Here is a 20,328-nt window from a genome sequence, read left to right on the forward strand (position 1 = left end):
CCCCTGTGTGCTCACTGCGCCGCCCGGGTCGCGGGATGCACCGCGATCAGTCCGAGGCCGCTGCGCCGCCGGCACATGGCCGCCATCTCTGCATAGGCCTTCTCGCCGAGCAATTCGGTCAGCTCGGGGCCGTAGGACTCGTACACCTGCCGCGCGCCGACGTGCGCGGCCGGATCGCCGGTGCAGTACCAGTGCAGATCGGCACCGCCCTCACCCCAGCCGCGGCGGTCGTACTCGGTGATCGTCGTCCGCAGGATCTCCGAACCGTCGGGACGCGTCACCCAGTCCTGTGTCCGGCGAATCGGCAACTGCCAGCACACGTCGGGCTTCATCGTCAGCGGTTCGACGCCCAGTTTGAGGGCCTTGCTGTGCAGCGCGCAGCCGATGCCGCCGGGGAAGCCCGGCCGGTTGAGGAAAATGCAGGCGCCCTTGTACTTACGGGTCCGCAGGTTGGGTTTGTCGTCGTATTCGTCCATCTCGAGATAGCCCTTCTTACCCAGGCCTTTCTCGCGGAACTGCCAGTCGTCGGCGGTCAGGTGGGAGACGGCGTCGTCGAGGCGGGCCCGGTCGTCGTCGTCAGACAGGAACGCTCCGTGCGAGCAGCAGCCGTCGTCCGGCCGGCCTTCGACGGTGCCCTGGCAGGCCGGTGTGCCGAAGACACACGTCCACCGCGACAGCAACCACGTCATGTCCGCGGCGATCAGGTGCTCGGAATTGTCCGGGTCGTAGAACTCGACCCACTCACGGGCGAAGTCGAGCTCCACCTCGCCGGGATGGGCTGGCATCACGGATGCCAACGCTACCCGCCCCACCGGGGAGCCGCGCCGCACCTGAAGAGGGGTGTCGGCGCGAGGACGGGCAGCGCCGACGGGATAGGTTGGAACCGTGCGACTGGGCGTTCTCGACGTGGGCAGCAATACCGTTCACCTGCTTGTGGTGGACGCTCGGCGGGGTGGCCACCCGACGCCGATGAGCTCGACCAAGGCGTCCCTGCGGCTGGCCGAGGCGATCGACAACTCCGGAAAACTCACCCGCAAGGGGGCCGACCGGCTCGTCGACACCGTCGACGAATTCGCCAAGATCGCCGCGAGTTCGGGCTGCGCGGAGTTGATGGCGTTCGCCACCTCCGCGGTGCGCGACGCCACCAACTCCGATGATGTGCTGGCGCGCGTGCTCGCCGAGACCGGTGTGCGGCTGCGGGTGCTCAGCGGCGTCGACGAGTCGCGGTTGACGTTCCTGGCCGTGCGGCGCTGGTACGGCTGGAGCGCGGGCCGCATCATCAACATCGACATCGGCGGGGGCTCGCTGGAACTGTCCAACGGCGTCGACGAGGAACCCGAGGTCGCGCTGTCGCTGCCGCTGGGCGCCGGCCGCCTGACCCGCGAATGGCTACCCGACGATCCGCCGGGCCGGCGCCGGGTGGCGATGCTGCGGGACTGGCTGGCCACCGAACTGTCGGATGCGGGCACCGAGCTGCTCGAAGCGGGCAGCCCCGACTTGACCGTCGCGACGTCGAAGACGTTCCGGAGCCTCGCGCGCCTCACCGGTGCCGCGCCGTCGGGGGCGGGGCCGCGGGTCAAGCGGACGCTGACGGTGACAGGGCTGCGGCAGCTCATAGCTTTCATCTCTAGGATGACCGCGGCCGACCGAGCGGAATTGGAAGGGGTGAGTGCCGAGCGAGCGCCACAGATCGTGGCCGGAGCGTTGGTGGCTGAGGCGAGTATGCGGGCGCTCGGAATCGAGTCCGTGGACATCTGTCCGTGGGCGTTGCGGGAGGGTCTGATTCTGCGGAAACTCGACAGTGAGGCCGACGGGAGTCCGTTCGTCGGCGTCAGCGGTGTGGGTGAACTCGCCGCGGTGGAGACGCCCGTGCGGGATGCTGGACACAAGGCGCTCAGCCCAACTGCCACTAAAGGCAACACACGATGACAGAACCAGATAACAGCTCCAGCAACACCCGGCCGATCTCCGTCGCCGAGTTGCTGGCGAAGAACGGCAGCATCGGCGCGCCTCCCGTCGGGGGCCGGCGCAGGCGTCGCCGCGGCAACGCCGATGCGGTGACCGTCGCTGAACTCACCGGTGAGATCCCGATCATCAGCGACCGCTCGCACGACGCCCGCGAGGAACCGGCCGCCGACCACCACGCCGACGAGACCTCCCGCATCCCGCTCAACGGCGCCGGGCAGCAGACGGTCATCGAGCCTGAACCGCAGACCACCGAGGCCGACGTCATCGAGGCCGACGTCATCGAGGCCGACGTCATCGAGGCCGACGTCACCGAGACCGCTGATGTCACCGACACGGTCGGTGCGAACGAGACCACCGACGTCACGGAACCGGTCGACAGCGAGCCGGCGGCCGACGTCATCGACGTCATCGAGGCCGACGTCATCGAGGCCGACGAATTCGAGGCCGACGAATTCGACGCCGATGTCATCGTCGTCGAGGTCATCGAGGACGAGGACGACGACGAGTCCGTCGATCTCACACCGGGCAGCGCTGTCGGCGCCGAGGAGATGAGTCCCGACCCGCTCCTCGATGACGACGACGAGACCGCGGCGGATCTGGGCGATCCGCCGATGGACCTCGACGAGCCCGCGCGGCTCGAACGCTCCGACGACGACGAGTTGCCGTCCTATCTGCGGTCCTCGGCCGGCCCGTTGTTCGGCGGTGGCACCGTCGCCGACGACCTCGCCCGGCGGGGTAAGCGCACCCGCACGATCAACGAGGACGACCTGGTCGACGTCGAGGTCGAGGACGCCGACGAAGAGGACCTCGAAGAGGAGGACCTGCACGACGAGGTCGCGCCGGACGGTCGTATGGCGGCGTTCCTGCGGGGCGCCTGGATCGTCGGGCAGTGCATCATCGCGGTCGCATTCGGTGCGGGCCTGTTCATCGCCTTCGACCAGCTGTGGAAGTGGAACAACATCGTCGCCCTGGTGCTGTCGGTGCTGGTCATTCTCGGATTGGTGGTGGGGGTGCGCGTGGTGCGCAAGACCGAGGACATCGGCAGCACACTCATCGCCGTGGCGGTCGGCGCCTTGGTCACGCTGGGGCCGCTCGCGTTGTTGCAGTCCGGCTAGTCACCCTGTGCGCCCCGCGATCAAGGTCGGTCTGTCGACGGCCTCGGTCTACCCGCTGAGGACCGAGGCCGCTTTCGAGTACGCCGCACGCCTCGGCTACGACGGTGTCGAGCTGATGGTGTGGGCCGAGGCCGTCAGCCAGGATGTCGACGCCGTCGCCAAGCTGTCCGAGCGCTACGGCATGCCGGTGCTGTCGGTGCACGCGCCGTGCCTGCTGATCTCCCAGCGGGTGTGGGGCGCCAACCCGATCCCCAAACTCGACCGCAGCGTGCGCGCCGCCGAACAACTCGGCGCGCAGACCGTCGTCGTCCATCCGCCGTTCCGATGGCAGCGCCGCTACGCCGAAGGGTTCAGCGAACAGGTCGCCGAACTCGAGGCGGGCAGCGACGTGATGGTCGCCGTGGAGAACATGTTCCCGTTTCGCACCGACCGGTTCTTCGGCGTCGGTCAGACGTCGATCGAGCGGATGCGCAAACGCGGCGGCAGACCGGGGCCGGCCATCTCGGCGTTCGCCCCGTCCTACGACCCGCTCGACGGTGAGCACGCGCACTACACCCTCGACCTGTCCCACACGGCGACCGCGGGCACCGACGCGGTCGAGATGGCGCAGCGGATGGGCATCGATGGTCCGGACGGGCTGGTGCACCTGCACCTGGCCGACGGCAGCGGCGCCTCGGCCGACGAGCACCTCGTCCCCGGCCGCGGCACCCAACCGACCGCCGAGGTGTGCCAGATGCTGGCCAACGGTGACTTCAGCGGGCATGTGATCCTCGAGGTCACCACGTCCGGGGCGCGTACCGCCAACGAGCGCGAGGCGCTGCTGCGCGAATCGCTGCAGTACGCCAGGGCGCACCTGCTGCGCTGAGAAGACGGAGGACCACGGATGTCTAGTTCGACCCTGTTCGCCGATGCGATGGCGCTGACCGCGCTGGGCGACGGCGTCTACGGCGGGCAGCTCAACGAGCACTGGACGATCGGGCCGAAGGTGCACGGCGGCGCCATGCTGGCGCTGTGCGCGAACGCCGCGCGCACTGAGCACGGCGGCGAGGGCGTGGAACCGATTGCGGTGTCGGCGAACTTCCTGTGGGCGCCCGACCCGGGGCCGATGCAGGTCGTCACGACGGTGCGCAAACGCGGCCGCCGGGTGAGCCTGATCGACGTCGAACTCCTCCAAGGGGACAGAAGTGCGGTGCGCGCGGCGATCACCCTCGGGGAGCCAGAGCACGACGTGGCACCGCTGCTGTCGGCCAACCCGGTCGTGCCGTTGATGACGCCGGAGCCCCCGCCGGGGCTGGCGCCGATCGGCCCGGGTCATCACATGGCCGACATCGTGCACCTCGCGCACGGGTGCGACATCCGGCCGTCGCTCACCACGATGGCGCCGCGCTCCGACGGCGGGCCGCCGGTGATCGAGTACTGGGTCCGGCCCCACGGCGCCGCGCCCGACGTCCTCTTCGCGCTGCTGTGTGGCGACGTGTCGGCTCCGGTGACGTTCGGGGTCAACCGGTTCGGTTGGGCGCCCACGGTGCAGCTGACGGCCTTCCTGCGGGCCCGGCCCGCCGACGGCTGGCTGCGGGTGATCTGCACGACGACGCAGATCGGCCAGGAGTGGTTCGACGCGGACCACATCGTCGTCGACTGCGAGGGCCACATCATCGTGCAGAGCCGGCAGTTGGCGATGGTGCCCGCCGCTTAGTGACGCGTCGGATGGCGCGCGCCGGATGATGACGTCCGCGCCCGACATGCCATGCTTTGGCGCATGGCCAGAATCGCGATCATCGGTGGCGGAAGTATGGGCGAAGCACTGCTGTCCGGCATGCTCCGGGCGGGCAGACAGGTCAAGGATCTGGTGGTCGCCGAGAAGCATCCGGAGCGCGCGAAGTTCCTCGCCGAGAAGTATTCCGTCTTGGTCACCTCGGTCGTCGAGGCCACCGACAACGCCAACTACGTCCTCGTCGCGGTGAAACCGGCCGACGTCGAACACGTCATCGACGACATCGCCGAAGCCGCCGCCAACGCCGAGACCGACACCGCCGAGCAGGTCTTCGTGACCGTCGCGGCGGGGGTGCCCACCGCCTACTACGAGAACAAACTCCCCGCGGGCGCTCCGGTGATCCGCGCGATGCCCAACGCGCCGGTGGTCGTCGGCGGGGGAGTCAGCGCGCTGGCAGCAGGACGCTTCGCGACCGCGGAGCATCTCCGAGAGGTCTCGGCGATCTTCGACTCGGTCGGCGGGGTGCTGACGGTGCCGGAGTCGCAGCTGGACGCGGTCACCGCGGTGTCGGGGTCCGGGCCGGCCTACTTCTTCCTGATGGTGGAGGCGTTGGTGGACGCCGCCGTGGCGAACGGGTTGTCGCGGACGGTGGCCACCGATCTGGTGGTCCAGACGATGGCGGGTTCGGCCGCGATGCTGCTCGAGCGCCTCGACGACGCGCAGCCGGTGGGCGATGCGGCCATGGGTACGTCGATGGACACCACGGCGGCGCAGCTTCGCGCTACGGTTACCTCACCGGCCGGTACCACCGCCGCTGGGCTGCGGGAACTCGAACGCGGTGGTTTGCGGTCGGCGGTGGCGAATGCGGTCGATGCCGCGAAAACCCGCTCTGAGCAGCTAGGAATTACAACAGAGTAGTTCGTGGATTTCCGATGGATTAGCCCACACCCGTCGCAGTAACCCCATCCGCCACGCTATTCTCCTCGTGTATGCACGGGTCGGTGCCAGCGGTGGGGAAGCCGCTGGAACTGCCCGCGCCTGATGGATTGGGTTGCGATGACGTCTATGAACGGGCCATCGGCACGTGACTCGGCTGGCGGTAAGCGGGACAGCAATGCTCCCGACGGCCAACAGCCACGGGCGCAATTTCTCACGGTCGCCGAAGTGGCGAGTCTGATGAGGGTCAGCAAGATGACGGTGTACCGCCTGGTGCACAACGGTGAGCTGCCCGCGGTCCGGGTGGGCCGGTCGTTCCGGGTGCACGCCAAAGCCGTCCACGACATGCTGGAGAGTTCGTACTTCGACGCTGGCTGACCGGGTCGGCTGACCCGACGTTTTCGTTCACCTGCGCCTCTTGGGTAAGGTGTCCGGGTTGGACGTCAATCCGGACGTCGGGCCGATCGTCGGGTCGGGACCCGACTCGGACCGAGGAATACGTAGGTAGCGGAGTCAATGGGTTCAGTCATCAAGAAGCGGCGTAAGCGCATGTCGAAGAAGAAGCACCGCAAACTGCTTCGCCGGACACGGGTGCAGCGCAGAAAACTCGGCAAGTAACCTCACGGCCGTCTCCGGGGTGTCTCCCAGCCGCAGCCGTTAGGCTGGCGTGGTGGATTCCAGCACCCCGGGTGACGCCGTCCAGTACCCGAAGGTGGTGCTGGTCACGGGGGCATGCCGCTTTCTCGGTGGGTACCTCACTGCGCGGTTGGCACAGAACCCGTTGATCAGCCAGGTGATCGCCGTCGACGCGGTCGCACCGAGCAAGGATCTGCTGCGGCGGATGGGCCGTGCCGAGTTCGTCCGGGCGGACATCCGGAACCCGTTCATCGCGAAGGTCATTCGCAATGGCGACGTGGACACGGTGGTGCACGCCGCCGCGGCCTCCTACGCGCCGCGGGCCGGTGGCCGGGTCACGTTGAAAGAGCTCAACGTGATGGGCGCGATCCAGCTCTTCGCGGCGTGTCAGAAGGCGCCGTCGGTACGGCGGGTGATCCTCAAGTCCACCTCCGAGGTGTACGGCTCGAGTCCCCGGGATCCGGTGATGTTCACGGAGAACACCGATGCGCGCCGGCCGCCGGGGGAGGGCTTCGCCCGCGACAGCATCGACATCGAGGGCTACGCGCGCGGGCTCGGGCGGCGCCGATCGGACATCACGGTCACCATCCTGCGGCTGGCCAACATGATCGGTCCGGCGATGGACACCGCCCTGTCGCGGTACCTGGCCGGGCCGGTGGTGCCGACGGTGCTCGGACAGGACCCCCGGCTGCAGCTGCTGCACGAACAGGATGCGCTCGGTGTGCTGGAGCGCGCGACGATCGCGGGCAGGGCGGGCACGTTCAACGTCGGCGCCTCCGGGATCATCATGATGAGCCAGGCGATTCGGCGCTCCGGGCGGGTCCCACTGCCGGTGCCGCGGTCGGCGCTGACGCTCGTGGACTCGCTGCGACGGGCAACCCGATACACTGAACTCGATCGCGAGCAGCTGAACTACCTGAGTTACGGCCGGGTCATGGACACCACGCGGATGCGGGAGGTCCTCGGTTATAGCCCAAAGTGGACTACGGCGGAGGCTTTTGACGATTACGTGCGCGGTCATGGACTGACGCCGATCGTTGATCCACGATGGGTACGCTCGGTGGAGGGCCGCGCAGTCGCTGCGGCGCAGCGTTGGGGACGTTAGAAAAAACTGACGGAATCGGTGGGGTGAAGAGTACGTGTCGGGTGAGTCTAAAGCCAAAGTCATTCCACTGCATGGCAATTCGGGTCGGGGCGCCGCGAGACGGGCGGCTCAGCGCACGGACAGCGCGCGTCGTCATCCCTCGCTTCTCTCCGACCCCGGTAGCCGGGCCTCGGCCGAGCAGATCGCCGCGGTGGTGCGCGAGATCGACCAGCACCGCGGCGCCGCCGCCGGCGGCTCCCCACTAGAGGACACCCCCAACGAACTCGCCCAGCGCATCGCCGCGGTCGCCGAGTTCGTCCGCAAGCGGATGTCGGGTGACTACACCGTCGACGAGTTCGGATTCGACTCGCACCTCAACAGCGCCGTGTTCCTGCCGATCCTGCGGGTGCTGTTCAACTCGTGGTTCCGGGTCGAGGTCAGCGGGATCGAGAACCTGCCCGCCGAGGGTGCGGCCCTCGTGGTGGCCAACCACGCCGGCGTGCTGCCGTTCGACGGGCTGATGACCTCGGTCGCGGTGAAGGACAAGCACCCCGCCCACCGCGATCTGCGGCTGCTGGCCGCCGACCTGGTGTTCGACCTGCCGATGGTCGGACAGGCCGCGCGCAAGGCCGGCCACACCATGGCGTGCACCTCAGACGCGCACCGGCTGCTGGCGGCCGGTGAGCTGACCGCGGTGTTCCCCGAGGGCTACAAGGGGCTCGGCAAGCACTTCAAAGACCGGTACAAGCTGCAGCGGTTCGGCCGGGGCGGGTTCGTCTCGGCGGCGCTGCGCACCCGCGCGCCGATCGTGCCGTGCTCCATCGTCGGGTCCGAGGAGATCTACCCGATGATGGCCGACGTCAAGCTGCTCGCGCGGCTACTCGGCCTGCCGTACTTCCCGGTGACGCCGCTGTTCCCGGTGGCCGGTCCGCTGGGTCTGGTGCCGCTGCCGTCGAAGTGGCACATCCAGTTCGGTGAGCCGATCTACACCGAGGAGTACGACGAGTCCGCCGCCGACGATCCGATGATCACCTTCGAACTGACCGACCAGGTGCGCGAGACCATCCAGCACACGCTCTACCAGTTGCTCGCCGGCCGCCGGAACACGTTCTTCGGCTGACCGCCGGGGCTACTTCGCGTTCTGCCCGGAGACCATCTTCGCGATCGCCGCATCGCGGCGGGCCTTGATCGTCGCGCTGATCTCGTCGGCCTCGTTGTCGTGGGCGGCCTCGCCGATCACGGTGACGATACTGGTCAGCACCGGTTGCCCGGCCTCGTCGCTGACCTCTCCGCGGACCTCGGTGACGACGGTGCCGTGCGCCTCGATCACCGAGTCCAGGTAGGAGTCGAAGAACAGTTTGTCGCCGGCCAGGACCGGCCGGTGGAAGACGATCTTCTGGTCGCGGTGCAGCATCCGCTCCATGTTGATCGGCACGTCGAACTGATTGAAGATCTCGGCCTGGACCTTGCGCCCGGCCACTGCGAGGAACGTCAGCGAGGCGATCAGCGCGTCGTAACCGGACTCCTCGGCGGCCGCTTCGTCGTGGTGCGCCGGATGGTCGTCCTTGACGGCGCGGGCGAACTCGCGGATCTTCTCGCGGTCCACCTCGAAATAGTCCGGATACCGGTAGTGGGTGCCGATGATTTCTTCAGCGATGGCCATGGCTTCGCGTACTCCCCGCGTCGACGTGCTTGGCGGCGCGAGCCTATCAGCGCCATCCGGTGTGGCCGTCCTGGCGGCGTGACACCACCGCCGCCAGCGCACCGCCGAGTGCACCCAGCGCGACAGCCGACGGCACCCCGATGCGGGCCGCTTTGCGGGCGGTGCGGAAGTCGCGGATCTCCCACCCGCGTTCGCGGGCGACGCCGCGCAGTGCGGCGTCCGGGTTGATCGCGACCGCCGTGCCGACCAGCGACAGCATCGGCACGTCGTTGAAGCTGTCGGAGTAGGCGGTGCAGCGCCGCAGGTTCAGACCCTCGCGGATGGCCAGGGAGCGCACGGCGTGCGCCTTGCCGGTGCCGTGCAGGATGTCGCCGACCAGCCGGCCGGTGAACACCCCGTCCACCGATTCGGCGACCGTGCCGAGTGCGCCGGTCAGGCCGAGGCGGCGGGCGATGGTCGCGGCGAGTTCATAGGGCGTCGCGGTCACCAGCCAGACCTGCTGGCCGGCGTCGAGATGCATCTGCGCCAGCGCGCGGGTGCCCGGCCAGATCTTGGAGGCGATGATCTCGTCGTAGATGTCCTCGCCGAGGTCGACCAGCTCCGCCGTCGAACGGCCCTCGATGAACGCCAGGGCCTTGCGCCTGCCCGCCGCGACGTCGTGGCTGTTCTCTCTGCCGGTGAGCTGGAACTTCGCCTGTGCGTACGCGAAGCGCCCGAGGTCGCCGTAGGTGAAGTACTTGCGGGCGGCCAGGCCGCGGGCGAAGTGCACCAGCGACGAGCCGTGGACGAGCGTGTTGTCCACATCGAAGAACGCCGCGGCGGTCAGATCCGGCGGCGGTGCCGCGGGCGGCGCCGGGACGGGTTCGGCCGCCAGATCGGTGACTGCGGCCTCCGCGCTGGCATCCCCGGCGATCTGTTGCCGCTCGGCGTGCGTACCCCCGATTTCGGACACGACTCAACCCTAGGTCACCGGCCCCGGATACTGGGGTGGTGGATCACGCAATCGAGTTGCTGACGCGGGCCGGCTGCAGTGTGTGCGAGCAGGCGGCCGGCCGGCTGGCGGAGCTGGCAGGCGAGCTGGGTTTCCGTCTGACCGTCACCGATGTCGACGTGGCGGCGGCCGACGGGAACTCGGCGTTGCGGGCGGAGTACGGCGACCGGTTGCCGGTGGTGCTGCTCGACGGCGCCGAACACAGCTACTGGGAGGTCGACGAACCTCGACTGCTGGCTGATCTGGGATCCGCCCAGTGACAAATCCTCGCCGGGGTGACAAAGATGACTAGGTGAAATTTGGTCGGCGCGCTCGTGAACGGATACCGTGGATGACGTGGTGATGAGGCCATGAGCGTGTTGTTGTTCGGGGTTTCGCACCGCAGTGCCCCCGTGTCGGTGCTCGAGCAGTTGAGCACCGACGAATCCGACCAGGCCAAGATCGTCGACCAGGTGTTGCAATCGTCGCTGGTGACAGAGGCGATGGTGCTGTCCACCTGCAATCGCGTCGAGGTCTATGCCGTCGTCGACGCATTCCACGGTGGGCTGTCGGTGATCGGCCAGGTCCTCGCCGAACACTGCGGCATGTCCCTCAACGATCTGACTAAGTACGCCTACGTGCGCTACGCCGAGGCCGCCGTCGAGCATCTGTTCGCCGTCGCGAGCGGCCTGGACTCCGCCGTCATCGGCGAGCAGCAGGTGCTCGGCCAGGTCCGCCGGGCGTACACCTCCGCCGAGGCCAACCACACCGTCGGCCGGACCCTGCACGAACTGTCGCAGCGGGCGTTGTCGGTGGGGAAGCGCGTGCACTCCGAGACGGGCATCGACGCGGCAGGCGCCTCGGTGGTCTCGGTCGCCCTCGACATCGCCGAAGCCAAACTCGGCTCGCTGGCCGGCCGCACGGCCGTGGTCATCGGCGCCGGATCCATGGGTGCCCTGTCCGCCAAGCACCTCGTCCGCGCCGGCGTCGACCGTGTGCACGTGGTGAACCGCTCGTTGCCGCGGGCCCGCCGGTTGGCGCAGAGCCTGCTCGAGCAGGGCGTGACCGCTGACGCGCACAACCTCGACGACATCGCCCACGCGCTGGCCGACGCCGACGTGGTGGTCTCCTCGACCGGCGCGGTGCGGCCGGTGGTGTCGCTGGCCGACGCCCACCGCGGGTTGACCGGACGGCCCGAGCACCGCGAACTGGTGATCTGCGACCTCGGAATGCCCCGGGACGTCGAACCGGCCATCGCCGGGCTGCCCGGCGTCTACGTCATCGACATGGAGCGCATCCAGCGCGAACCCTCGGCGCGGGCCGCGGCGTCCGATGCCGACGCCGCCCGCGCGATCGTGGCCGCCGAAGTCGCCAACTACCTGGCCGGCCAGCGGATGGCCGAGGTCACCCCGACGGTCACCGCGTTGCGGCAGCGGGCCGCGGACGTGGTCGAGGCGGAGTTGCTGCGCCTGGACAACCGGTTGCCCGAACTCGACGTCGCTCACCGCGACGAGGTCGCCAAGACCGTCCGCCGGGTCGTCGACAAACTCCTGCATGCCCCCACGGTGCGCGTGAAGCAGCTGGCCAGCGCACCGGGCGGGGACAGTTACGCCGAAGCGCTCCGCGAGCTGTTCGAGCTCGACCAGCAGGCGGTCGACGCGGTCGCGGCAGGCGAGTTGCCTTTGCTGCCCATCGAACTCGACAGGTCCGAGTAGCGCTTGAGCAACGCCGACGCGCCCATCCGGATCGGCACCCGGGCCAGCCTGCTCGCGAAGACGCAGGCCGGCACCATCCGCGATGCGCTGATCGAAAAGGGCCATCCCGCCGAACTGGTGCTGATCTCCACCGAGGGGGACCGCAATCAGGGTCCCATCGCCGACATCGGCGTCGGGGTGTTCACCGCCGCCCTGCGCGAGGCGATCCATGACGGCCGCGTCGACGTCGCCGTGCACTCGTACAAGGATTTGCCGACGGCCGCCGACGAGCGGTTCACCATCCCCGCGATCCCGCGTCGTGAGGACCCCAGGGACGCCCTGGTGGCCCGCGACGGCCTGGTGCTGGGGGAGTTGCCCGTCGGCTCCACCATCGGCACGTCGAGCCCGCGACGGGCCGCGCAGCTTAGAGCACTGGGTCTCGGTTTGGAAATTCGCCCCCTAAGAGGCAACCTAGATACCAGGTTGAACAGGGTCGGCAACGGTGAGCTCGACGGCATCGTGGTTGCCCGGGCGGGTCTGGCCCGCATCGGACGGCTTCGCGATGTCACCGAGACTCTCGAGCCGGTGCAGATGTTGCCAGCGCCGGCTCAGGGTGCCCTAGCGGTCGAGTGCCGCGCAGGCGACACCGGACTCGTCGCGCTACTGGCGGAGTTGGATGACGCCGACACGCGCGCGGCGGTCACCGCTGAACGGGTCCTGCTCGCCGAACTGGAAGCGGGTTGCGCCGCACCGGTGGGCGCGATCGCCGAGGTGGTCGAGTCTATCGATGAGGACGGCCGCATCTTCGAAGAGGTGTCGCTACGCGGCTGCGTGGCGGCGCTGGACGGATCCGACGTGATCCGTGCGTCTGGCATCGGAACTCCGGGCCGCGCCGCAGACCTCGGGGTCTCGGTCGCCGCGGAGTTGTTCGAACTGGGGGCGCGCGAGCTCATAGCGGATCACCACTGAGCAGTAGAGCGGGAGTGAGCGACAGATGACTCGGCAGGAGAGCGGGCGTGGGCGCAGGATGAAGCCCGGCCGCATCACCTTCGTGGGATCGGGCCCGGGTGACCCCGGCCTGCTGACCACGCGGGCGCACAGTGTGCTCGTCAACGCCGCGCTGGTGTTCACCGACCCGGACGTGCCCGAGGCTGTGCTGGCCCTGGTGGGGGCGCACCTGCCGCCGCCGTCGGGCCCGGAACCGGCGGAGCCGGTCAACGCCGCCGACGGCGCCGAGGAACCCGCGGTGTCGACGATCCCCGGTGGCCCCGACATCCGGCCCGCGCTGGGTGACCCGTCCGAGGTCGCCAAGATCCTGGTCGGCGAGGCCAGGCACGGAGTGGACGTGGTCCGGCTGGTGGCGGGCGACCCGCTGTCGCTCGACGCCGTCATCGCCGAGGTGAACGCGCTGGCGAAGAGCCACGCGAACTTCGAGATCGTGCCGGGTCTGCCCGACACCACCGCGGTGCCGACGTACGCCGGTCTGCCGCTGGGCTCCACCCACACCGTCGCCGACGTGCGCGGTGACGTGGACTGGGCCGCGATCGCCGCGGCCCCCGGTCCGCTGATCCTGCACGCGACCGCGTCGCATCTGCCCGACGCGGCCCGCACTCTGATCGAGTACGGCATCGCCGAGAGCACCCCGGCGGTCGTCACCGCCAACGGCACCACCTGTCAGCAGCGTTCGGTGGAGACCACGCTGTCCGGGCTCATCGACAAGAACGTGCTGACCGGTCCAGAGCAGACCGGCGCACCCGCGGGTCCGCTGGCCGGGCCGCTGGTCGTCACCATCGGCAAGACCGTCGCCAACCGGGCCAAGCTGAACTGGTGGGAGAGCCGGTCGCTGTACGGCTGGACCGTGCTCGTGCCGCGCACCAAGGACCAGGCCGGGGAGATGAGCGACAAGCTCGTCGGCCACGGCGCGCTGCCGATCGAGGTGCCCACCATCGCCGTCGAACCGCCGCGCAGCCCCGCGCAGATGGAGCGTGCGGTCAAGGGTCTTGTCGACGGCCGCTTCCAGTGGGTGGTGTTCACCTCCACCAACGCCGTGCGTGCGGTGTGGGAGAAGTTCAACGAGTTCGGGCTCGACGCCCGCGCGTTCTCCGGGGTGAAGATCGCCTGCGTCGGTCAGGCGACGGCCGAGCGGGTGCGCGCGTTCGGCATCAACCCCGAGCTGGTGCCGACGGGCGAGCAGTCCTCGCTGGGTCTGCTCGACGAGTTCCCGCCCTACGACGACATCTTCGACCCGGTGAACCGGGTGCTGCTGCCGCGCGCCGACATCGCCACCGAGACGCTGGCCGAGGGGCTGCGTGAACGTGGTTGGGAGATCGAGGATGTCACCGCCTACCGGACGGTGCGCGCTGCACCGCCGCCGGCCACGACCCGCGAGATGATCAAGACCGGCGGCTTCGACGCGGTGTGCTTCACCTCCAGCTCGACGGTGCGCAACCTGGTCGGCATCGCGGGTAAACCGCATGCCCGCACGATCGTCGCCTGCATCGGGCCGAAGACCGCGGAGACCGCGGCCGAGTTCGGCCTGCGCGTCGACGTGCAGCCCGAGGTGGCCGCCGTCGGTCCGCTGGTGGAGGCGCTCGCCGAGCACGCCGCCCGGCTGCGCGCCGAGGGTGCGTTGCCGCCGCCGCGCAAGAAGAGCCGTCGCCGGTGAAGATCAGCCGCTGATCATGCGCCAGCGTCCACGCAGATTGCGTTCGACGCCGGCCATGCGCCGGCTGGTTGCTGAAACTTCCTTGGAGCCACGGCATCTGGTGTTGCCGATGTTCGTCGCCGACGGGATCGACGAGCCGCGGCCCATCTCGTCGATGCCCGGGGTGGTTCAGCACACGCGCGACTCGTTGCGCCGGGCGGCTGCCGACGCGGTGGCCACAGGGGTGGGCGGGCTGATGCTCTTCGGTGTGCCCCGCGGCGAGGACAAGGACGCCCGCGGTTCGATCGGCATCGACGCGGACGGCATCCTCAACGTTGCTCTGCGCGACTTGGCCAAGGACCTCGGTGAGGACACCGTGATCATGGCCGACACCTGCCTCGACGAGTTCACCGATCACGGGCACTGCGGAATTGTCGACGGGTCGGGAAGGGTTGATAATGACGCCACCAATCATCAGTACGTGAAATTGGCTGTGGCGCAAGCACAATCGGGCGCCCACGTGGTGGCTCCGAGCGGGATGATGGACGGGCAGGTGGGCGCCATCCGCGACGGACTCGACGCCGCCGGACACACCGACGTGGCGATCCTGGCGTACGCGGCCAAGTTCGCCTCGGCGTTCTACGGCCCGTTCCGCGAGGCCGTCGGCAGCAGCCTGCAGGGTGACCGCCGGACGTATCAGCAGGACAGCGGGAACGCCCGCGAAGCGTTACGTGAAATCGAACTCGACCTCGCCGAGGGCGCTGACATGGTGATGGTCAAGCCGGCCATGTCGTATCTGGACGTCGTGCGGGCGTGCGCGGACATCTCGCCGGTGCCGGTCGCCGCGTATCAGATCTCGGGTGAGTACGCGATGATCAGCGCCGCGGCCGCCAACGGGTGGATCGATCTGCAGGCCTCGGCTCTGGAAGCGCTCGTCGGCATCCGGCGTGCCGGCGCCGACATCGTGCTGACCTACTGGGCGGCAGACGCGGCCGGTTGGCTGGCATGAGCGAACCCAATGTGCGCCCGGCCGGGCCGCCGTCCACCCGGCCGCCCGATGTCGACACCGGATTCTGGTTGTGGGCGGCCGCACTGCCGCTGCTGGTGATCGGCTACCTGATCGACAACCTGATGGTGCCGGTGGAGGGCGCGTCGCTGTTCCTCAAGGGGATGGCGGTGATGATTGTGGTGGTGGTCGCGTCGATCGTGGTGACGTTCCTTCTTCTGCTGCGTCAGGGCTACCGCTGGACCCGCACGCTGCTGACCGCCGGAGGCTTCGGATCGGTCGCCTACACCGCCACGAATCTGTTCACCGTCGAGCGGGAATCTCCCGTGGCGGCCTTCGGGTACGCGGGCACCGCGATCATCGGTTCGGTGCTCATCGCGGGTGGCATCTTCCTGCTGCACCGCAAGGACGCCAACGCCTTCTTCACCCGGTGACCGCGCTAGGCTGACGCGACCATGACCGCTTCGCCAATACCGTCGCGGCCGCGCGTCGTCGAGATCGCATTCTGGGCCCTGGTCGCCGGCGCCGTTCTGCTCATCGTCGGAGGACTGCTCGCCGCCACCGTGACGTTCGAGACCGCCCGCTCGGCCATGGATCCGGAAGTGACGAACGAGAAGGTGCGCGACTACCTGACCGTCTATCGCGGGATGGGGATCGGCGCGGTGTTGGCCGGTGCCGGGTTGGCCTTCGTCGCGGGCCGGGCACGCCGAGGTGACGCGAAGTTCCGGCGGGCCACGGTCGCACTCGCGCTGGCGATCGCGGTGGTGCTGGTGATGCTGGCGGCTGGAGCCGGTGTCGGCCAGCCCATGACGCTGCTGGCGCTGCTGCCGATCGTTGTCGGCACCGTATTGCTGACGCGCCGCAGTGCCGCCGGGTGGTTCGAACCCCGGGCCGCCCGATGACCGGCCCGTCGACCACCGCGTCGAGTGAGCGGCTGTTCTACGAGCCGGGCGCGAGCTGGGCGTGGCTGCTGGCCGGGCCCGCGGCGGGGGCGGCGATGCTGGCGATCCAGATCTCCGCGGGGTACGGGCCGCAGCCGCTGGTGCCGGGGCTGTTCCTGGTCCTGGTGTCGGGGTTCCTGACCGTCCAGATCAAGGCCGCGCGGATCCACACCTCGGTCGAGCTGACTCGCGACAGCCTGCGCCAGGGCGCCGAGATCACGAAGCTGACGGAGATCATCGAGGTGTACCCACCCGCGTCCGGTCCCGATATGCCGAAATGGCAGGCGGCGAGGGCGCTCGGTGAGCTGACCGGCGTCCCGCGCGGGCGTACGGGCATCGGCGTCAAGATGTCGAACAACCGGACCGCCCAGGCGTGGGCGCGGCGGCACGCGAAGCTGCGCGAGGAGCTGACCAAGCTCGTCGAGGACCGCGCGTCGTGAGCGCGCGGGGCCGCGCGCTGCTCGAATTGGTGTTGGCCGCAGCCGCGGCGGCCGGCTGTGTCGCGAGCTGGATGGCGGCCGACAGGCCGGCGACGGCGGCGCCGGTCGCACCGGGAGAACCGGAGACCGCGGTGACGGTGTACTCGGCCCCGCTGCTCACACTCGCACTGCTGCTGGTGACGACCGCCGGGGTGCTGCTCGTCGTGGGGGTGGCCCGGCTGCGGCGTGGCTGACTGGCTACCGGTCACGACCGGAGAATCCGGCGCGCGGGTGTTCCGCAGCGCGGACGGCAGCCGCTACCGCAAGGTGGTCGACGCCGCCGGCGCCGCGGCGCTGGCCGGTGAACGCGACCGGATGAGATGGGCGACCGCGCACGGGGTGCCCGGTCCGGTCGTCCTCGATTGGCGCACCGACCGCGCGGGTGCCGAAATGGTCACTGGTGCGGTGCGCGGAATCCCCGCGGACCAGTTGGGCGCCGAGGCGCTCGCCGAGGCGTGGCCTGCGCTCGTCGACGCCGTGCGGACACTGCACGCGATGTCCGTCGTCGGCTGTCCGTACCGCCGTGACCTCGACACGATGCTGGCGATGGCCCGCGACGTCGTCGCCCGAGACGCGGTCAACCCGGACTTCCTCCCCGACGAGGACCGCGGGGTTCCCGGGACGGCGTTGCTCGCCCGGGTGGAGCGGGACGCGGGGTTGCGACGCCACCAGGAACGCGCAGACCTCGTCGTATGTCACGGCGACCTGTGCCTGCCCAACATCCTCGTCGACGGGTCCAGCGTCGGTTTCGTCGATCTGGGTCGACTGGGCGTCGCGGACCGGCACGCCGATCTCGCGTTGTTGCTGGAGAGCGCTCGGCAGAGCTTCCCGGGGATGCCCGCCCGCAGCGGGGTCGAGGAGCGTTACCCCTGGGCCGTCGACGACGAACGACTCGAGTTCTACCTGCGGCTCGACCCCCTCACATGGTGACCCCGCCCACACCCGGTTGGTACATAGTTCGAATTCTGTAACACTGTGCCACATGACGGAGTTGGCGGAGAACAGCACCACCGGGGTCGACGCGCTGCCGCTGGGACCACAATCGCTGGTCTGGCGCTATTTCGGCGACAACCGGATGTACCTCATCGGCCCCCGGCCCGCGGTCCTGCAGAACATGCTCGCCGAACTCGGCCAGGGCGTCCTCGACCACTCGGTGTTCTTCTCCGACACCGCCGCCCGCGTCAAGCGCACGTTGCCGCCGATCTTCATGACCGTGTACGGCTCCGATGACCAGCACGAGGGCTCCAACGTCCGCGATTTCCACCACGACATCAAAGGCACCATGCCCGACGGCTCCCGCTACCACGCGCTGGATCCGGAGACCTACTTCTGGGCGCACGCGACGTTCGTCGAACAGGTGCTGTACTTCGCCGACACCTTCGTCAAGCGGCTCTCCGACGCCGAGAAAGAGCAGATCTACCTCGAGTCGAAGACCTGGTATCGCCGCTATGGGGTCAGCGACCGGCCGATGCCCGCGACCTACGCGGAGTTCGAGCGGTACTGGCAGCGCATGCTCGACGAGAGCGTCGTCGCCCATCGGACCGCGAGATACGGCGTGGGTTACGTGACCAAGGGCTTCCCCTGCCCGAAGGGGGTGCACCCCGCGGTGTGGCGGGTCCTGTCGCTCGGGTTCAACCCGATCGCCGCGTTCCTCACCGCCGGCGGTCTGCCGCCCCAGGCCCGGCGCCTGCTGGGTCTGCCGTGGAGTGAGCGCCAAGACCGGCGGTACCAGCGTTTCGCGGCGGTCTGGCGGTCGCGGCCGGTGAACTGGCTGTGGGACAGGCTGCCGATGAGCGTGCGCTACAACAAATTCGCCCAGCGGGGCTATGCCCACGCCTGACCGCTCGATGCCTGCGATCCTCGACGCCGCCGTCGCCGAGTTCGAGCGGCACGGCTTCCGGCGGGTCGCCCTCGACAACGTCGCGCGGCGGGCGGGGGTCAGCCGCACCACGATCTACCGACGGTTCGCCAACCGCGACGAGCTGGTGGCCGCCGTGGTCGAGCGCGAGAACGCCGCGTTGTTCCTCGACATCGCGCAGGAGCTGAAAAGCGCTGCACCGCAGTCGAACTACTATGTCGAGGCGTTCACGCTGTCCATCCTGAAGTTCCGAGGGCACCGGATCCTCAATGGCATGCTCGCCGAGGATGCCGGCTTCGTCCTCGCGCTCGCGCATCAGCACTGGGCGGCGGCCGTCGAGCGGATGGCCGAAGCGTTGCGGGTGATCTTCCCGGCCGGCTTCGCCGAGCGGATCGGTCCGCAGGCCGTCAACGAGCTCGCCGACACCATCCTCCGATACGCGGCGGTGGTGCTGTTGCTGCCCAGCATGCAGCCGCTCGACACGGCCGACGAGCTTCGTGCGTTCGCCACCCGGCATTTCCTGCCCAGCCTGCCCGCCGCAGTGAGAGCTGTACCGGCGTAAGACGGCTTCTGTTTCGCAGATCACACTTTCGGGCAGTCGTTAGCTCATGAGCAGCGACGACAAGGACGACACGGAAGAACGGTCCGGAGCCGAAAAGAACGCGTCACAGAACGTGGCCGACGACCCCGACGCCAAGATCACGGAGAAACCCGAGATCACCGACGAGCATCGCGCCGCGGCCAAGGAGATGCGCAAGGAGTACGAGGAAGAGCGCCCGACGATCGTGATGCCGGGTACCGGCGGCACGGTGGCGGGAACCGCCGTCAACGAATGGGTCGACGAGAACGGCGAGCCCAAGTTCGGCAAGGACGAGGGCGGCGAGGCCGAGGGTGGCCAGGACGAGGGTGGCCAGGACGAGGGTGGCCAGGACGAGGGCGGGCAGGACGACAAGCACGCCGAGACGGCCCAGGCGGGCTCCGAGTCGAGCTGACCTGCTCTGGGCCCTGCGCGAGACTGACGCTACGCAGGCAAAGTGCGAGAGAGCCGCTGCGTGAATGCAGCCTCGCGACGCCACGACTCTCGCGCATAGGGTGAATCGGTGTGAGCACCCTGGACACCGTGGCACCCGCGTTCGTCGGCATGGCCCATTCGATCGTGTGGGCATCGGCGGCCACCGTCGACGCCGACGGCCGTCCGCGCTCCCGCATCCTGCACCCGATCTGGGAGTGGAACGGCACCGACCTGTTCGGCTGGATCGCGACCGTGCCCTCGCTGGTCAAACGCGCGGATCTGCATGCGCACCCGTACATCTCGCTGTCGTACTGGTCGCCGAGCCAGGAGACGTGCAGCGCGGACTGTCTGGTGGAGTGGTATTTCGACGACGACACCCGCACCGCGGTGTGGCAGAAGTTCGCCACCGGGCCGGAGCCGGTCGGGTACGACCCGCACATCATCCCGCAGTGGAGCGGCGGTCCGGCCTCGCCGGAGTTCGCGGCGCTACGGCTCACGCCGTACCGGCTGCGGGTGATGCCCGGCAGCGTGATGACCCAGGGCGCGGGTCAGGTGCTCAGCTGGCGGGGCCGGTTGCCCTGAGACGAACTACACCCTGTAGTTGACGC

Annotated in this window: 26 protein-coding genes; 23 read left to right on the top strand and 3 right to left on the bottom strand. The window is 69.1% G+C overall.

Annotated features, from left to right (window positions below; translation table 11 throughout):
- Nucleotides 1-11 precede the first annotated feature (11 nt).
- Nucleotides 12-788, bottom strand: coding sequence for a DUF3109 family protein (locus I7X18_RS03780; RefSeq protein ID WP_193044487.1), 777 nt, complete (start codon nucleotides 786-788; stop codon nucleotides 12-14).
- Between the two features lie 97 nt (nucleotides 789-885).
- Here I7X18_RS03780 and I7X18_RS03785 point away from each other — a divergent pair, with 97 nt between their 5' ends.
- From I7X18_RS03785 to I7X18_RS03825, 9 genes are all read left to right on the top strand, one after another.
- Nucleotides 886-1,929: a Ppx/GppA family phosphatase gene (locus I7X18_RS03785; RefSeq protein ID WP_193044486.1), complete on the top strand. Its 1,044-nt coding sequence runs from the start codon at nucleotides 886-888 to the stop codon at nucleotides 1,927-1,929.
- Nucleotides 1,926-3,083, top strand: a complete 1,158-nt coding sequence (locus I7X18_RS03790) for an Rv0497 family membrane protein (RefSeq protein WP_193044485.1) — start codon at nucleotides 1,926-1,928, stop codon at nucleotides 3,081-3,083. The genes I7X18_RS03785 and I7X18_RS03790 overlap by 4 nt, the downstream gene beginning before the upstream one ends.
- Nucleotides 3,084-3,090: 7 nt before the next feature.
- The gene (locus I7X18_RS03795; RefSeq protein WP_193044484.1) at nucleotides 3,091-3,948 is read left to right on the top strand and encodes a sugar phosphate isomerase/epimerase family protein; all 858 of its coding nucleotides are present in this window, start codon (nucleotides 3,091-3,093) and stop codon (nucleotides 3,946-3,948) included.
- Nucleotides 3,949-3,966: 18 nt separating this feature from the next.
- Entirely contained in the window at nucleotides 3,967-4,779 is an 813-nt protein-coding gene (locus I7X18_RS03800; RefSeq protein ID WP_193044483.1) for a thioesterase family protein, read from the top strand.
- A 63-nt stretch (nucleotides 4,780-4,842) separates the two neighbouring features.
- Nucleotides 4,843-5,715 (top strand): pyrroline-5-carboxylate reductase, encoded by an 873-nt coding sequence (gene proC, locus I7X18_RS03805; protein ID WP_193044482.1) that lies wholly within the window; start codon nucleotides 4,843-4,845, stop codon nucleotides 5,713-5,715.
- A gap of 138 nt (nucleotides 5,716-5,853) precedes the next feature.
- Entirely contained in the window at nucleotides 5,854-6,111 is a 258-nt protein-coding gene (locus tag I7X18_RS03810) for a helix-turn-helix domain-containing protein (RefSeq protein WP_193044481.1), read from the top strand.
- A 138-nt stretch (nucleotides 6,112-6,249) separates the two neighbouring features.
- Nucleotides 6,250-6,351, top strand: a complete 102-nt coding sequence (locus I7X18_RS03815) for a 30S ribosomal protein bS22 (RefSeq protein WP_003402602.1) — start codon at nucleotides 6,250-6,252, stop codon at nucleotides 6,349-6,351.
- Nucleotides 6,352-6,400: 49 nt separating this feature from the next.
- The gene (locus I7X18_RS03820) at nucleotides 6,401-7,474 is read left to right on the top strand and encodes an SDR family oxidoreductase (RefSeq protein ID WP_193044480.1); all 1,074 of its coding nucleotides are present in this window, start codon (nucleotides 6,401-6,403) and stop codon (nucleotides 7,472-7,474) included.
- Nucleotides 7,475-7,508: 34 nt separating this feature from the next.
- Nucleotides 7,509-8,573 carry a lysophospholipid acyltransferase family protein gene (locus I7X18_RS03825; protein ID WP_193044479.1) on the top strand — a complete coding sequence of 355 codons (1,065 nt, stop codon included), beginning with the start codon at nucleotides 7,509-7,511 and terminating at the stop codon, nucleotides 8,571-8,573.
- Nucleotides 8,574-8,582: 9 nt separating this feature from the next.
- Here I7X18_RS03825 and I7X18_RS03830 read toward each other — a convergent pair whose 3' ends face one another.
- Both I7X18_RS03830 and I7X18_RS03835 read right to left on the bottom strand, forming a co-directional pair.
- On the bottom strand, nucleotides 8,583-9,116 hold the full coding sequence (locus I7X18_RS03830) for an FAS1-like dehydratase domain-containing protein (protein WP_193044478.1): 534 nt from the start codon (nucleotides 9,114-9,116) through the stop codon (nucleotides 8,583-8,585).
- 46 nt (nucleotides 9,117-9,162) lie between these two features.
- Nucleotides 9,163-10,068, bottom strand: coding sequence for an HAD family hydrolase (locus I7X18_RS03835; RefSeq protein ID WP_193044477.1), 906 nt, complete (start codon nucleotides 10,066-10,068; stop codon nucleotides 9,163-9,165).
- A gap of 35 nt (nucleotides 10,069-10,103) precedes the next feature.
- Here I7X18_RS03835 and I7X18_RS03840 point away from each other — a divergent pair, with 35 nt between their 5' ends.
- The 14 genes from I7X18_RS03840 to I7X18_RS03905 all read left to right on the top strand — a co-directional run bounded on the left by I7X18_RS03840 (nucleotide 10,104) and on the right by I7X18_RS03905 (nucleotide 20,302).
- Nucleotides 10,104-10,367 (top strand): glutaredoxin family protein, encoded by a 264-nt coding sequence (locus I7X18_RS03840; RefSeq protein ID WP_404822730.1) that lies wholly within the window; start codon nucleotides 10,104-10,106, stop codon nucleotides 10,365-10,367.
- Between the two features lie 90 nt (nucleotides 10,368-10,457).
- A complete protein-coding gene (locus I7X18_RS03845; protein WP_193044475.1) occupies nucleotides 10,458-11,801 on the top strand; it encodes a glutamyl-tRNA reductase in 1,344 nt (447 codons plus the stop codon).
- A gap of 3 nt (nucleotides 11,802-11,804) precedes the next feature.
- Nucleotides 11,805-12,749, top strand: a complete 945-nt coding sequence (hemC, locus tag I7X18_RS03850) for a hydroxymethylbilane synthase (RefSeq protein WP_193044474.1) — start codon at nucleotides 11,805-11,807, stop codon at nucleotides 12,747-12,749.
- Between the two features lie 25 nt (nucleotides 12,750-12,774).
- Nucleotides 12,775-14,445, top strand: a complete 1,671-nt coding sequence (locus I7X18_RS03855; protein WP_193044473.1) for a bifunctional uroporphyrinogen-III C-methyltransferase/uroporphyrinogen-III synthase — start codon at nucleotides 12,775-12,777, stop codon at nucleotides 14,443-14,445.
- Between the two features lie 16 nt (nucleotides 14,446-14,461).
- Nucleotides 14,462-15,433, top strand: coding sequence for a porphobilinogen synthase (gene hemB / locus I7X18_RS03860; RefSeq protein WP_193044472.1), 972 nt, complete (start codon nucleotides 14,462-14,464; stop codon nucleotides 15,431-15,433).
- A complete protein-coding gene (locus I7X18_RS03865; protein WP_193044471.1) occupies nucleotides 15,430-15,864 on the top strand; it encodes a hypothetical protein in 435 nt (144 codons plus the stop codon). The genes hemB and I7X18_RS03865 overlap by 4 nt, the downstream gene beginning before the upstream one ends.
- A 21-nt stretch (nucleotides 15,865-15,885) precedes the next feature.
- Nucleotides 15,886-16,332 (top strand): hypothetical protein, encoded by a 447-nt coding sequence (locus I7X18_RS03870; protein ID WP_193044470.1) that lies wholly within the window; start codon nucleotides 15,886-15,888, stop codon nucleotides 16,330-16,332.
- Nucleotides 16,329-16,811 (top strand): transport-regulating membrane protein Mce1N, encoded by a 483-nt coding sequence (locus I7X18_RS03875; protein WP_193044469.1) that lies wholly within the window; start codon nucleotides 16,329-16,331, stop codon nucleotides 16,809-16,811. The genes I7X18_RS03870 and I7X18_RS03875 overlap by 4 nt, the downstream gene beginning before the upstream one ends.
- Nucleotides 16,808-17,044, top strand: coding sequence for a hypothetical protein (locus I7X18_RS03880; RefSeq protein ID WP_193044468.1), 237 nt, complete (start codon nucleotides 16,808-16,810; stop codon nucleotides 17,042-17,044). Before I7X18_RS03875 ends, I7X18_RS03880 begins: the two co-directional genes overlap by 4 nt.
- Nucleotides 17,037-17,780 (top strand): APH(3'') family aminoglycoside O-phosphotransferase, encoded by a 744-nt coding sequence (locus tag I7X18_RS03885; RefSeq protein ID WP_193044467.1) that lies wholly within the window; start codon nucleotides 17,037-17,039, stop codon nucleotides 17,778-17,780. Before I7X18_RS03880 ends, I7X18_RS03885 begins: the two co-directional genes overlap by 8 nt.
- A gap of 52 nt (nucleotides 17,781-17,832) precedes the next feature.
- Complete coding sequence (locus tag I7X18_RS03890) at nucleotides 17,833-18,690, top strand: oxygenase MpaB family protein (protein ID WP_193044466.1); 858 nt, start codon at nucleotides 17,833-17,835, stop codon at nucleotides 18,688-18,690.
- Nucleotides 18,677-19,270: a TetR/AcrR family transcriptional regulator gene (locus tag I7X18_RS03895; protein ID WP_193044465.1), complete on the top strand. Its 594-nt coding sequence runs from the start codon at nucleotides 18,677-18,679 to the stop codon at nucleotides 19,268-19,270. The genes I7X18_RS03890 and I7X18_RS03895 overlap by 14 nt, the downstream gene beginning before the upstream one ends.
- Before the next feature lie 46 nt (nucleotides 19,271-19,316).
- Complete coding sequence (locus I7X18_RS03900; protein WP_193044464.1) at nucleotides 19,317-19,700, top strand: hypothetical protein; 384 nt, start codon at nucleotides 19,317-19,319, stop codon at nucleotides 19,698-19,700.
- A 149-nt stretch (nucleotides 19,701-19,849) separates the two neighbouring features.
- Nucleotides 19,850-20,302 carry a pyridoxamine 5'-phosphate oxidase family protein gene (locus tag I7X18_RS03905; RefSeq protein ID WP_226863134.1) on the top strand — a complete coding sequence of 151 codons (453 nt, stop codon included), beginning with the start codon at nucleotides 19,850-19,852 and terminating at the stop codon, nucleotides 20,300-20,302.
- Nucleotides 20,303-20,328 lie beyond the last annotated feature (26 nt).

The organism is Mycolicibacterium baixiangningiae (genome assembly GCF_016313185.1).
GTDB lineage: Bacteria > Actinomycetota > Actinomycetes > Mycobacteriales > Mycobacteriaceae > Mycobacterium > Mycobacterium baixiangningiae.